Source organism: Streptomyces sp. SID3212, from assembly GCF_009865405.1.
GTDB lineage: Bacteria > Actinomycetota > Actinomycetes > Streptomycetales > Streptomycetaceae > Streptomyces.
In genome coordinates this window covers 1-12,435 of the sequence record NZ_WWJY01001208.1, presented here as the reverse complement: position 1 = coordinate 12,435, position 12,435 = coordinate 1, and the positions used below count along the sequence as shown (strand labels likewise).

At 70.9% G+C, this 12,435-nt stretch carries 11 protein-coding genes and 1 pseudogene; 5 read left to right on the top strand and 7 right to left on the bottom strand.

Features of this window, described 5'->3' with window-relative positions; translation table 11 throughout:
- Window positions 1–190 (top strand): annotated as a pseudogene (locus GT042_RS36165) (ABC transporter); the annotation flags it as partial.
- A complete protein-coding gene (locus GT042_RS36160) occupies window positions 187–1,002 on the top strand; it encodes an ABC transporter permease (RefSeq protein WP_161312907.1) in 816 nt (271 codons plus the stop codon). The pseudogene GT042_RS36165 and the gene GT042_RS36160, both read left to right, overlap by 4 nt.
- Window positions 1,003–1,115: 113 nt before the next feature.
- Here the strand turns inward: GT042_RS36160 and hemB are convergent, their stop codons facing one another.
- From hemB to GT042_RS36130, 6 genes are all read right to left on the bottom strand, one after another.
- Entirely contained in the window at window positions 1,116–2,117 is a 1,002-nt protein-coding gene (gene hemB, locus GT042_RS36155) for a porphobilinogen synthase (RefSeq protein WP_161312906.1), read from the bottom strand.
- A 158-nt stretch (window positions 2,118–2,275) separates the two neighbouring features.
- A complete protein-coding gene (locus GT042_RS36150; RefSeq protein WP_161312905.1) occupies window positions 2,276–3,934 on the bottom strand; it encodes a bifunctional uroporphyrinogen-III C-methyltransferase/uroporphyrinogen-III synthase in 1,659 nt (552 codons plus the stop codon).
- The gene (gene hemC / locus GT042_RS36145; RefSeq protein ID WP_237531544.1) at window positions 3,931–4,926 is read right to left on the bottom strand and encodes a hydroxymethylbilane synthase; all 996 of its coding nucleotides are present in this window, start codon (window positions 4,924–4,926) and stop codon (window positions 3,931–3,933) included. Before hemC ends, GT042_RS36150 begins: the two co-directional genes overlap by 4 nt.
- An 11-nt stretch (window positions 4,927–4,937) precedes the next feature.
- A complete protein-coding gene (locus tag GT042_RS36140; RefSeq protein ID WP_161312903.1) occupies window positions 4,938–6,293 on the bottom strand; it encodes a glutamyl-tRNA reductase in 1,356 nt (451 codons plus the stop codon).
- Window positions 6,290–7,114 carry a redox-sensing transcriptional repressor Rex gene (locus GT042_RS36135; RefSeq protein ID WP_161312902.1) on the bottom strand — a complete coding sequence of 275 codons (825 nt, stop codon included), beginning with the start codon at window positions 7,112–7,114 and terminating at the stop codon, window positions 6,290–6,292. Before GT042_RS36135 ends, GT042_RS36140 begins: the two co-directional genes overlap by 4 nt.
- Before the next feature lie 294 nt (window positions 7,115–7,408).
- The gene (locus GT042_RS36130; RefSeq protein ID WP_161312901.1) at window positions 7,409–7,699 is read right to left on the bottom strand and encodes a glutaredoxin family protein; all 291 of its coding nucleotides are present in this window, start codon (window positions 7,697–7,699) and stop codon (window positions 7,409–7,411) included.
- Between the two features lie 150 nt (window positions 7,700–7,849).
- On the opposite strand from GT042_RS36130, the gene GT042_RS36125 reads away from it, so the two are divergent.
- The 3 genes from GT042_RS36125 (at window position 7,850) to GT042_RS36115 (ending at window position 11,428) form a co-directional block, all read left to right on the top strand.
- Entirely contained in the window at window positions 7,850–8,800 is a 951-nt protein-coding gene (locus GT042_RS36125; protein ID WP_161312900.1) for an HAD-IB family hydrolase, read from the top strand.
- Between the two features lie 388 nt (window positions 8,801–9,188).
- On the top strand, window positions 9,189–9,983 hold the full coding sequence (locus tag GT042_RS36120; RefSeq protein WP_161312899.1) for an ECF subfamily RNA polymerase sigma factor, BldN family: 795 nt from the start codon (window positions 9,189–9,191) through the stop codon (window positions 9,981–9,983).
- A 224-nt stretch (window positions 9,984–10,207) separates the two neighbouring features.
- Complete coding sequence (locus GT042_RS36115) at window positions 10,208–11,428, top strand: DUF5667 domain-containing protein (RefSeq protein WP_161312898.1); 1,221 nt, start codon at window positions 10,208–10,210, stop codon at window positions 11,426–11,428.
- An 86-nt stretch (window positions 11,429–11,514) separates the two neighbouring features.
- On the opposite strand, the gene GT042_RS36110 is transcribed toward GT042_RS36115, so the two are convergent.
- Window positions 11,515–12,435, bottom strand: a 921-nt coding sequence (locus tag GT042_RS36110) for a lysophospholipid acyltransferase family protein (protein ID WP_237531543.1), incomplete at its 5' end; no start/stop codon positions are given.

Below are 12,435 nucleotides of genomic sequence, written 5' to 3'. Positions count from 1 at the left end.
GCTGGCGTTGCGGATCCCCGGCGACGGCAGCCAGCGCGCGCTGCGCTCCCTCCTCGACCGGCTGGACGCGGCCGGCGTCCAGGCGGACGAGCTGACCGTACACACACCCGACCTGGACGACGTGTTCTTCGCCCTGACCGCCCCCACCGACCCGAGCCGGCCGAACCACACCCAGGAGACAGCCCGATGAGCACCGCCGCCCCCGCCCCCGCCCGCTCCCTCACCCTCGCCGTCCGCGACTCGGCCACGATGCTGCGCCGCAACCTCCTGCACGTGCGCCGCTACCCGTCCATGACGCTGAACCTGCTGCTCACCCCGGTCGTGCTCCTGCTGCTCTTCGTCTACATCTTCGGCGACGTGATGAGCGCCGGCATCGGGGGCGGCGGCGGAGACCGGTCCGCGTACCTCGCCTATCTCGTCCCGGGCATCCTGCTGCTGACCATCGGCGGCACCACGATCGGCAGCGCGGTGTCCGTCTCCATGGACATGACCGAGGGCATCATCGCCCGCTTCCGTACGATGGCGATCCACCGCGGTTCGGTCCTCATCGGGCACGTGGTCGGCAGTGTGATCCAGTGCGTGATGAGCGTGATCTGCGTCGGGGCCGTCGCGGTGGCGATCGGCTTCCGGTCCACGGACGCCACCGCCGTCGAGTGGCTCCTGGCGGTGGGACTGCTGGCCCTCGTCTCCCTGGCGCTGACCTGGATCGCGGTCGGGATGGGCCTGTCCAGCCCCACCGTGGAGGCAGCCAGCAACAACGCCATGCCGCTGATGGTCCTGCCGCTGCTCTCCAGCGCCTTCGTACCGCTCGACGCGATGCCGGGCTGGTTCCGCCCCATCGCCGAGTACCAGCCCTTCACCCCGGCCATCGAGACCCTGCGCGGCCTGCTCCTGGGCACCGAGATCGGCCACAACGGCTGGCTGGCGGTGGCCTGGTGCCTGGCCCTGGCCGCCCTCGGCTACGTCTGGTCCACGTCCCTCTTCAACCGCGACCCGAAGTAACGACGACCCCCCGCACCACGCCCGAAGGGGCGGCTCACCCCGACCCCGTCGGCGTGCGCCGCCCCTTCGGCGTGACGAGCGTGACGAGCGCGGGAAGCACCCAACCACGCGGCTCAGCGCGAGGCGTTCAGCTTCTCCGCGACCTCCGTCGCCCAGTACGTCAGGATCATGGACGCGCCCGCCCGCTTGACGCCCGTCAGGGTCTCCAGGATCGCCGCGTCGCGGTTGATCCAGCCCTTCTCGGCCGCCGCCTCGACCATCGCGTACTCACCGGAGATCTGGTACGCCGCGACCGGTACGGCCACCTCGGCCGCGATCGCCGCCAGGATGTCCAGGTAGGGCAGGGCCGGCTTGACCATGACCATGTCGGCGCCCTCCTCCAGGTCCAGGGCCAGCTCCCGCAGCGCCTCGCGGGCGTTGGCCGGATCCTGCTGGTAGGTCTTGCGGTCACCCTTCAGCGAGGAGCCGACCGCTTCCCGGAACGGGCCGTAGAACGCCGACGAATACTTCGCCGTGTAGGCGAGGATCGACACGTCCTCCCTGCCGATCGTGTCCAGCGCGTCCCGTACGACCCCGACCTGGCCGTCCATCATCCCGCTGGTCCCCAGCACATGGGCCCCCGCGTCGGCCTGGACCTGGGCCATCTCCGCGTACCGCTCCAGCGTCGCGTCGTTGTCGACCCGGCCCTCCGCGTCCAGCACCCCGCAGTGGCCGTGGTCCGTGTACTCGTCCAGGCACAGGTCCGACATGACGACCAGCTCGTCCCCGACCTCCGCCCGCACCGCGCGCAGCGCGATCTGGAGAATCCCGGCCGGGTCCGTGCCCGCCGACCCCACCGCGTCCTTCTTCGTGTCGTCGGGAACGCCGTAGAGCATGAACCCGGAGACCCCGGCCGACACCGCGTCCACCGCCGCCTTCCGCAAGGTGTCCAGCGTGTGCTGCACGACCCCCGGCATCGAGGACAGCGCCACCGGCTCGCTGATCCCCTCCCGTACGAAGGCGGGGAGGATCAGGTCCGCCGGATGCAGCCGGGTCTCGGCCACCATCCGCCGCATCGCCGGGTTGACCCGCAGCCGCCGGGGGCGCGCGCCGGGGAAGGATCCGTACTCAGTCATCGTCAGTCGCCTCTTGCCTGCTTGTTCAGTTCTGATGTCGTCCGGCAGTTCGCCACGTCCGGTACGTCCGCCACATCTGGTACGTCCGGTACATCCGGTACGAGAACGGTCCCGGCCACCCGCGAAAATCCGGGCAGCCGGGACCGCCACGCCCGCACCTACGTCGTACGCCTCCTGCGGCTGCCGGGCCGCCGTTCGCTCGGCCGGGTGACCGGGTCACCGGCCTCCTTCGCCGTCTCGCGGCGCTGCGTGCCGAACGCGGCGAGCGCCTCGGCCAGCTTGTGCACCGACGGCTCGGGCGACAGGACGTCGACCCGCAGGCCGTGCTCCTCGGCGGTCTTCGCCGTGGCGGGACCGATGCACGCGATCACCGTCACGTTGTGCGGCTTGCCCGCGATCCCGACCAGGTTCCGCACCGTGGACGAGGACGTGAACAGCACCGCGTCGAACCCACCGCCCTTGATGGCCTCCCGGGTCTCGGCGGGCGGCGGCGAGGCGCGCACGGTGCGGTACGCCGTGACGTCGTCGACCTCCCAGCCCAGCTCGATCAGCCCCGCCACCAGCGTCTCGGTGGCGATGTCGGCGCGCGGCAGGAAGACCCGGTCGATCGGGTCGAACACCGGGTCGTACGGCGGCCAGTCCTCCAGCAGCCCGGCGGCGGACTGCTCGCCGGACGGCACGAGGTCGGGCTTCACCCCGAACTCGATGAGGGACGCCGCCGTCTGGTCGCCCACCGCGGCGACCTTGATCCCGGCGAAGGCCCGGGCGTCGAGCCCGTACTCCTCGAACTTCTCCCGCACCGCCTTCACCGCGTTGACCGACGTGAAGGCGATCCATTCGTAGCGCCCGGTGACCAGGCCCTTGACCGCACGCTCCATCTGCTGGGGCGTGCGAGGCGGTTCGACCGCGATGGTCGGGACCTCGTGCGGGACCGCGCCGTACGACCTGAGCTGGTCGGAGAGCGAGGCCGACTGCTCCTTGGTCCTCGGGACGAGGACCTTCCAGCCGAACAGGGCCTTGGACTCGAACCACGCGAGCTGGTCGCGCTGGGCGGCCGAACTGCGCTCGCCGACGACGGCTATGACGGACTGGTGCCCGTCCGGGGACGGCAGCACCTTCGCCTGCTTGAGGGTCTGCGCGATCGTGCCGAGCGTGGCCGTCCACGTCCGCTGCCGGGTGGTCGTACCGGCGACGGTGACGGTCATCGGGGTGTCCGGCTTGCGGCCGGCCGCGACCATCTCACCGGCGGCGGCGCCCACCGTCTCCAGGGTCGTGGACACGACGACCGTGCCGTCGCTCGCACCGATCTCCGTCCAGCACCGCTCGCTCGCGGTCCTGGCGTCGACCATGCGCACGTCCGTGCCCTGCGCGTCCCGCAACGGCACCCCGGCGTAGGCCGGCACGCCGACCGCGGCCGCGATACCGGGCACGACCTCGAAGGAGATGCCCGCGGCGGCGCACGCGAGCATCTCCGTGCCCGCGCCTCCGTCCAGGCCCGGGTCACCGGTCACCGCACGGACGACCCGCTTGCCGCCGCGCGCGGCCTCCATGACAAGATTGGCAGCGTCCCGGATAGCGGGGATCCCGGCGGCTGTTGACGCCTCGTCGACGACCGTCAGTGCCGGTGTGCTCACCCCCGCCCTGGCATGGCCGCGTACGACTTCGAGCACATCAGGCTCGGCGATCAGTACATCCGCCCCCGCGAGCGCCTCGACGGCGCGAAGTGTCAGCAGACCCGGATCTCCGGGTCCGGCACCGAGGAAGGTGACGTGCCCCGATGCGGAGTAGGCCGTTAGGTCATAGGTGGTGGGGCTCAAAGTCGCTCCCCCATAAGACCGGCCGCACCCTTGGCAAGCATGTCGGACGCGAGTTCGCGACCGAGCGCGATGGCGTCCCCGTGCGACGTGGGTACGGGACCGGTGGTGGACAGCTGCACCAGCGTCGAGCCGTCGGTCGTGCCGACGACGCCGCGCAGGCGCATTTCGTTGACAACCTGCTCCTCGGCCAGCAGGTCGGCCAGGGCACCCACAGGTGCGCTGCAACCGGCCTCCAGGGCGGCGAGCAGGGATCGCTCGGCGGTCACGGCGATCCGCGTGTGCGGATCGTCGAGCTCGGCGAGCACGGCGGCGAGGTCCACGTTGACCGCGGCGCACTCTACTGCCAGGGCCCCCTGGCCGGGGGCGGGCAGAACGGTGTCGACCGACAGGAACTCGGTCACCTCACCGATCCTGCCGATCCGGTGGAGCCCCGCGGCGGCGAGCACGACGGCGTCGAACTCCCCGCTGCGGACGTGTTCGAGGCGGGTGTCGATGTTCCCGCGGATCGGCACGGTCCTGATGGACAGACCGTGGCCGCGCGCGTACGCGTTGAGCTGCGCCGCCCGGCGCGGCGACCCCGTACCGACCCGGGCGCCCGGGGGCAGTTGGCCGAGCCGCAGCCCGTCCCGCGCCACCAGCACGTCCCTCGGATCCTCCCGGACCGGCACGGCGGCCAGCGTGAGGTCGTCGGGCTGCGCGGTCGGCAGGTCCTTGAGGGAGTGCACGGCGAAGTCGACCTCGCCGCGCAGCAGCGCGTCCCGCAGCGCGATGGCGAAGACGCCCGTACCGCCGATCTGCGCGAGGTGCTCACGCGAGGTGTCGCCGTACGTGGTGATCTCCACGAGCTCCACCGGTCGCCCGGTCAGCGCGCGCACGGCTTCGGCCACTTGCCCGGACTGGGCCAGGGCGAGCCTGCTGCGTCTGGTACCCAGCCTCAGCGGCCGTCCGGGCCCGGGGGGCCTGTCGGGCCGCGGAGGCCTCTCGGGCCTCAGTGCCTTCTCGGTCATACTCGCCCTCTGCCTACACCGTCGGTGTCATTCAGGTCGGCCCGGCTGACGGCGGCGACCGTCTGCGGGTCGAGGTCGAAGAGTTCACGCAGCGCGTCCGCGTATCCGGCGCCGCCGGGCTCGCTCGCCAGCTGCTTGACCCGCACGGTGGGCGCGTGCAGGAGTTTGTCGACGACACGGCGCACCGTACGCGTGATTTCGGCGCGCTGCTTCTCGTCCAGGTCGGGGAGCCTGCCTTCGAGGCGGGCGACTTCGGTGCTGACCACGTCGGCGGCCATGGCGCGCAGGGCGACCACGGTCGGAGTGATGTGCGCGGCGCGCTGAGCGGCGCCGAAGGCGGCCACCTCGTCGGAGACGATCGTGCGCACCAGTTCGACGTCCGCCGCCATGGGGGCGTCGGCGGAGGCCTCGGCCAGCGACTCGATGTCCACGAACCGGATGCCGCCGAGGCGGTGCGCGCCGGCGTCGATGTCCCGGGGCATGGCGAGGTCGAGCAGGGCGAGCGGTGCGGTACGGCCGGTCAGGGCGGCCTCGACAGTGTCGGCGGCGAGCACCAGGCCGGTCGCCCCCGTACAGGACACGACGATGTCGGCACGTGTCAGTTCACCGGGGACGGCGCCCATGGTCACGGCCCGCGCCCGCACGCCCGTACCGCCGGGCTCGGTGAGGATCTCGGCGAGCCGCTCGGCGCGCGGCGCGGTGCGGTTGGCGATGACGATCTCCTCGACGCCGGCCCGCGCGAGGGTGGCGGCGGCGAGCGAGGACATCGAGCCGGCGCCGATCACCAGCGCCCGCTTGTCCTTGGCCCAGGCCTCGACGGCCCGGCCCGCGGCGAGCTGTTCCAGCCCGAAGGTGACCAGGGACTGTCCCGCCCGGTCGATCCCGGTCTCGCTGTGGGCGCGCTTCCCGACCCGCAGGGCCTGCTGGAACAGGTCGTTGAGCAGCCGGCCCGCGCTGTGGAGCTCCTGTCCGAGCGCCAGCGCGTCCTTGATCTGCCCGAGGATCTGCCCCTCGCCGACGACCATCGAGTCCAGGCCGCAGGCCACCGAAAAGAGGTGGTGGACGGCCCGGTCCTCGTAGTGCACGTAGAGATAAGGGGTCAGCTCGTCGAGGCCGACACCGCTGTGCCGGGCGAGGAGCGTGGACAGTTCGGCGACCCCGGCGTGGAACTTGTCGACGTCGGCGTACAGCTCGATGCGGTTGCAGGTGGCGAGGACGGCCGCCTCGGTGGCGGGCTCGGCGGCGAGCGAGTCCTGCAACAGCTTGATCTGCGCGTCCGTGGAGAGCGACGCGTGTTCCAGCACGCTCACCGGGGCGCTGCGGTGGCTCAGTCCGACGACCAGAAGGCTCATGCCGGCATCACCGCCGGTACGTCCCCTTCGGGCCCCTTCCGGCTCGCGGCGTGCGGCGGGGCGCTGTCGCGCGGGGCGTCCACGGCGTCCACGGCGGCTGCGGCATCTGCGGGGTGCGCGCGCTCGCCGGGCGGCAGGGCCGCCTCGGCGGCGGCCTCCTCGCCGGCCTTGCGCTGCTCGTGGAAGGCGAGGATCTGGAGTTCGATGGAGAGGTCGACCTTGCGGACGTCCACCCCGTCGGGCACGGACAGCACCGTCGGCGCGAAGTTGAGGATCGAGGTCACCCCGGCGGCGACGAGCCGCTCGCAGACCTGCTGGGCGGCGCCGGCGGGGGTCGCGATGACCCCGATCGAGACACCGTTGTCGCTGATGATCTTCTCCAGCTCGTCCGTGTGCTGGACGGGCATCCCGGCGACCGGCTTGCCGGCCATCTCCGGGTCCGCGTCTATCAGCGCGGCGACCCGGAACCCACGGGACGCGAACCCGCCGTAGTTGGCGAGCGCGGCGCCGAGGTTACCGATTCCGACGATCACGACCGGCCAGTCCTGCGTCAGGCCCAGCTCACGGGAGATCTGGTAGACGAGGTATTCGACGTCGTAACCCACCCCCCGCGTCCCGTACGAACCGAGGTAGGAGAAGTCCTTGCGCAGCTTCGCGGAGTTGACCCCGGCCGCGGTCGCCAGTTCCTCGGACGAGACAGTGGGTACGGACCGCTCGGACAGAGCGGTCAGTGCCCGCAGATACAGGGGAAGCCGGGCGACGGTGGCCTCGGGGATTCCTCGGCTACGGGTCGCCGGTCGGTGAGTTCGGCCAGTTGCCACGGTGCTCCTGCGGGATGAGCGAGGCTGTAGGCGGCCGTATGTCCCAGGACCGCCCCGTCGAATGCAGGCTATGTCTTTGTGAACGCGTGCACAAAGATGGTGTCCGCTTTGTCCGAGCAAAGTGACCGGGGTCACGCATCCCGATCCCGTGATCCCGGGACCGCCGACCACTTCAGCCTGATGCACACAGGAAGGGGGCAAAACCGCACACACTCCTCACGAAATACGCCCCCGAGACCGCTTCCACCGATGAAATGCCCGGCGAAGCGCCCATGATGTTAACCGGCTTTCCGGTCAGCTCCCCAGTTCGCGACGGAGCCGGGCCGCGTCCACCCGCCAGAACGTGTGCTGCTCCCCGTCCACCAGGACCACCGGAATCTGCTCCCAGTACGCGCGGTGCAGCGCCTCGTCCCGGGTGATGTCCTTCTCCTCCCACGACGCCCCGGTCTCCGCGCACACCGTCTCGATCACCGCACGGGCGTCGTCGCACAGATGACACCCCGGCTTGGACACGAGCGTGACCATCCGCTCCTCCGCCTTCTTCTTCCCGCGCCGCGACAACGGATTCCGTATCGAAGGACTCATGCGGCCATTCTCCGCCCGCGCCGCGCCTTCCGGCGCCGGACGTCCACAGGCGGCCCCTGGTTGCCTGATTAACAGACCGGTCGTGGAGAGTTCACCCCCCGGCATCCCGGCTCGTGGGGAAGCACCGAACAGACTGGCTATGCTCACGACATGGCCGCACTGGGATGGCTCACTCCCCGTAGGCGCTCCGCGACAGCCCGGAGTGTGCTGGCGGGCGAGGCCGCAGCCGAGGCAGGACTGAAGTCCACGCAGGAATCGCAGGACGCGCTCGCCGCGGGCGCCGCGCCCGCCGGCGGCGACACGCGCGTGCCCGACTTCCCCGTCTTCGGGGACGCCCGCGCCGCCGCCTTCTTCGATCTCGACAACACCGTGATGCAGGGCGCCGCGATCTTCCACTTCGGCCGCGGCCTGTACAAGCGCAAGTTCTTCCAGCGCCGCGAACTCGCCCGGTTCGCCTGGCAGCAGACGTGGTTCCGGCTGGCCGGCGTCGAGGACCCCGAGCACATGCAGGACGCCCGCGACAGCGCGCTGTCCATCGTCAAGGGCCACCGCGTCTCCGAGCTGATGTCCATCGGCGAGGAGATCTACGACGAGTACATGGCCGACCGCATCTGGCCCGGCACCCGCGCCCTCGCCCAGGCCCACCTCGACGCGGGCCAGCAGGTCTGGCTGGTCACGGCCGCGCCCGTCGAGACGGCCACGATCATCGCCCGCAGGCTCGGCCTGACCGGCGCCCTCGGCACCGTCGCCGAATCCGTGGACGGCGTCTACACCGGCAAGCTCGTCGGCGAACCCCTGCACGGCCCCGCCAAGGCCGAGGCCGTCCGCGCCCTGGCCACCGCCGAGGGCTTCGACCTGGACCGCTGCGCCGCGTACAGCGACTCGCACAACGACATCCCGATGCTCTCGCTGGTGGGGCATCCGTACGCGATCAACCCCGACGCCAAGCTCCGCAAGCACGCGCGCCGGCTGGACTGGCGGCTGCGCGACTACCGGACCGGCCGCAAGGCGGCCAAGGTCGGCATCCCGGCGGCAGCCGGGGTGGGCGCCCTCGCGGGCGGCACGGCCGCCGCGGTCGCCCTGCACCGCCGCCGCCGCTGACACTCCCCGCGCGACGGCGCCAGCGACCGCAACGACCACAGCCACGACTCCACCACAACACCCCGGGCGGCCCGCCCGGGGTGTTTCGCGATCCCGGCGTTCTACCCGCGTGTCCCTCCGCGTAGTCGCCGTGACGACACTCCGCCACAACCCATCACCGCAGCACACAGATCTTGACCAAATCTGATCAGCAAATGGTCACGATGTGCTACTTGATCCGCCGCTTAGGCGCCACAGAAGCGACGTAATCGATGATTTGAGCAACTGGGTGTAGCGCTGCCTGTACGAAGCGTTATTCTCCTCAGACGCATACCGGACCCCACCCGTCACCACGGCGAGTGAACGGTCCCGCACTGCACGTGATGGAAGCTCTGCCTCTGGGAGTCCCGTGTACCCACACGTCGGGGTTGACGCCTCGGGCCTGGCTACGCTGCGCGCAACGGTCCTCGACCATTTGCGCGGCTTCGTCCCCACCGCGTACGCCGTCCCCGCCTTCGCCGCAGCGGCCCCTGCCGTGAGCGGCCCTATCGGACCTTGTTATGCCCTGGCGAGCGGCGGTGCGGCGGTCGGCAGACGGGGAAGCCGAAGCGGCGCCGCCGCCTCGACCACCGCCCGCCGGCCCACCGCCGACAGCGACAGCGCCCGCATGATGGAACTCGTCGAGCGCGCCCAGGCCGGTGAGGCCGAGGCCTTCGGCCGGCTGTACGACCAGTACAGCGACACCGTCTACCGCTACATCTACTACCGCGTGGGCGGAAAGGCGACCGCGGAGGACCTCACCAGCGAGACGTTCCTGCGCGCCCTGCGCCGGATCTCCACCTTCACCTGGCAGGGGCGCGACTTCGGCGCCTGGCTGGTCACGATCGCCCGGAACCTGGTCGCGGACCACTTCAAGTCGAGCCGGTTCCGGCTCGAAGTGACCACAGGCGAAATGCTCGACGCCAACGAGGTCGAGCGCAGTCCCGAGGACTCCGTCCTGGAGTCCCTGTCCAACGCGGCGCTGCTGGAAGCCGTACGGAAACTCAATCCCCAGCAGCAGGAGTGCGTCACACTGCGCTTCCTGCAAGGCCTCTCGGTCGCCGAGACGGCCCGTGTCATGGGCAAGAACGAAGGAGCGATCAAGACCTTGCAATACCGAGCCGTACGCACCCTGGCCCGCCTGCTCCCGGAAGACGCCCGCTGACCGCCGACGACTCAACTCACTTTCGGTGACGCCCTGATGACTCACTGGTCCGATCATCCTCCGCGCGTAACCCAAGTGCCGAGCCGCTCGTTGTGCGGGATGCAGGCTCCCTGCGGTCACGTCACGCTCGCGGCCATTCACCCGATGGTGTGGATGCGCTCAAGGTGTGCAACCTTCCGGACCCCCAGGGGAGTCGATCGTCATGACGAGAGGAGGTGCCGCCAGTGATCGCGAACGTATCGGCACACCGGCGGGCGAACGCCTTCGCCCAGGCCCTGGACGACCGGACGGTTCAGGGCGAGGCGGCCGAACAGCCCGCCGAGTCGGCCGAACCGGCCGAACAGGGGCGGCTGTTGGCCCTGGCGAGTGGTCTCGGTGACCTACCGAGACCCACGCTGGACCCCGAGGTCAAAGTGGTGCAACGAGCACAGCTCGTGGCCGCCATGGAGGCCATGCTGCTCGAAGGCACAGCCGGCGGAGGTATGTCCTCGGGCACCACGGTGCCCGAGCAGCGGACGTCCGGCCGGGGTGCCCACCGGGCCTCCCCGCTCCGGAAACTGCGCCCCAGATCCCGCTGGTCCAAAGGCCTCGCGGCCGGCGGACTCACGGTCGGGGTGGCGGCCGGCGCGTTCGGCGGGGTGGCCGCGGCCAGCTCCGACGCCCTGCCCGGCGACTCGCTCTACGGGCTCAAGCGCGGCATGGAGGACCTCAAGCTCAACCTGGCGGACGACGACTCCAGCCGGGGCGAGCTCTACCTCGACCACGCCTCGACCCGGCTGAACGAAGCGCGCAGGCTCATGGAGCGCGACCGTGCCGGACACCTGGACCACGAGTCCCTGGGCGAGATCAGACGCGCCCTGAGCGGGATGAAGCACGACGCGACCGAAGGTCACCGACTGCTGCACCAGGCATACGAACGGGACGGCTCCCTCGGCCCGATCGCCACCCTCTCCTCGTTCTCCGCCTCGCACCGCCAGGCGTGGAACGGACTCCGTGAACGCCTGCCCGTCCAGCTGACGGACGTGGGCGACGAGGTCAGTTCCGTCTTCGACGCGATGGACGAAGAGGTCGCCCCGCTCCAGTCGATGCTGCCGCGAGCCCCGGAGAGGCGCAGGACCGAGACCCGGCCCGGCACCACACAGGACTCCACGGGGACCGCCGGTACCGACCCCACCAGCGCACCCGCCACACCCGGCACCAGCGAGAGCGGCCCGCACATCAGCGACAAGCCGCGCCCCTCGGGCTCCGGTCCGGACCACGCCTCGGAGGAGGGCCTGCTCGGCGGCAAGACCGGCGGCCTGCTCGACCCCCCGCCGAACAGCGTCCTGCCGTCGCCGTCCGCACCCAAGGACAGCACCGACCGCCCGGGTCCTGACGTCACGATCCCGCCCCTGCTGCCCGACCTGCTCCCAGGTCTCGGCATCCACGCGGACGACGCGGACTAGCACACGGACACGGCTGAGGCGGGGCTCCCACCAGGAGCCCCGCCTCAGCCATACCCTCAGAAAGTCCGGCAAAGTCCGGCGCGGCGTCAGAAGAACACCGACCGCCGCTGCACCAGCAGCTTGTACAGCGTGTGCTGGATCTGCTCCCGCACCTGATCCGTCAGATTGAACATCAGCATCGGATCCTCCGCCGCCTCCGGCGGATACCCGTCCGTCGGGATCGGCTCCCCGAACTGGATCGTCCACTTCGTCGGCAGCGGCAGCGCCCCCAGCGGCCCCAGCCATGGGAACGTCGGCGTGAGCGGGAAGTACGGAATGCCCAGCAGCCGCGCCAGTGTCTTCGAGTTGCCGACCATCGGGTAGATCTCCTCCGCCCCGACGATCGAACAGGGCACGATCGGCACGCCCGCCCGCAGCGCCGTCGAGACGAACCCGCCCCGGCCGAACCGCTGGAGCTTGTACCGGTCGCCGAACGGCTTGCCGATGCCCTTGAAGCCCTCCGGCATCACCCCGACGACCTCGCCGCGCTCCAGCAGCCGCTCCGCGTCCTCCGCGCACGCCAGCGTGTGCCCGGCCTTGCGCGCCAGCTCGTTGACCACCGGCAGCATGAACACCAGATCGGCCGCCAGGAGCCGCAGATGCCGGTCCCCGGGGTGGTTGTCGTGGACGGCGACCTGCATCATCAGGCCGTCCAGCGGCAGGACCCCCGAGTGGTTGGCCACCACGAGCGCCCCGCCCTCCGACGGGATGTTCTCGATGCCCTTCACCTCGACCCGGAAGTAGTTCTCGTAGACCGGCCGGACCAGCGACATCAGGACCTGTTCGGTCAGCTCCTTGTCGTACCCGAACTCGTCGACCTCGTAGTCCCCGGTGACCCGCCGGCGCAGGAACGCGAGACCGCCCGCGATCCGCCGCTCCCAGCCGCCCGGCTCACCGCCCGTACCGCCGTCGGCGTCCCCCGCGTCACCACGACCCGCACCACCGTCCGCGCCGCCACCAGCGGCACC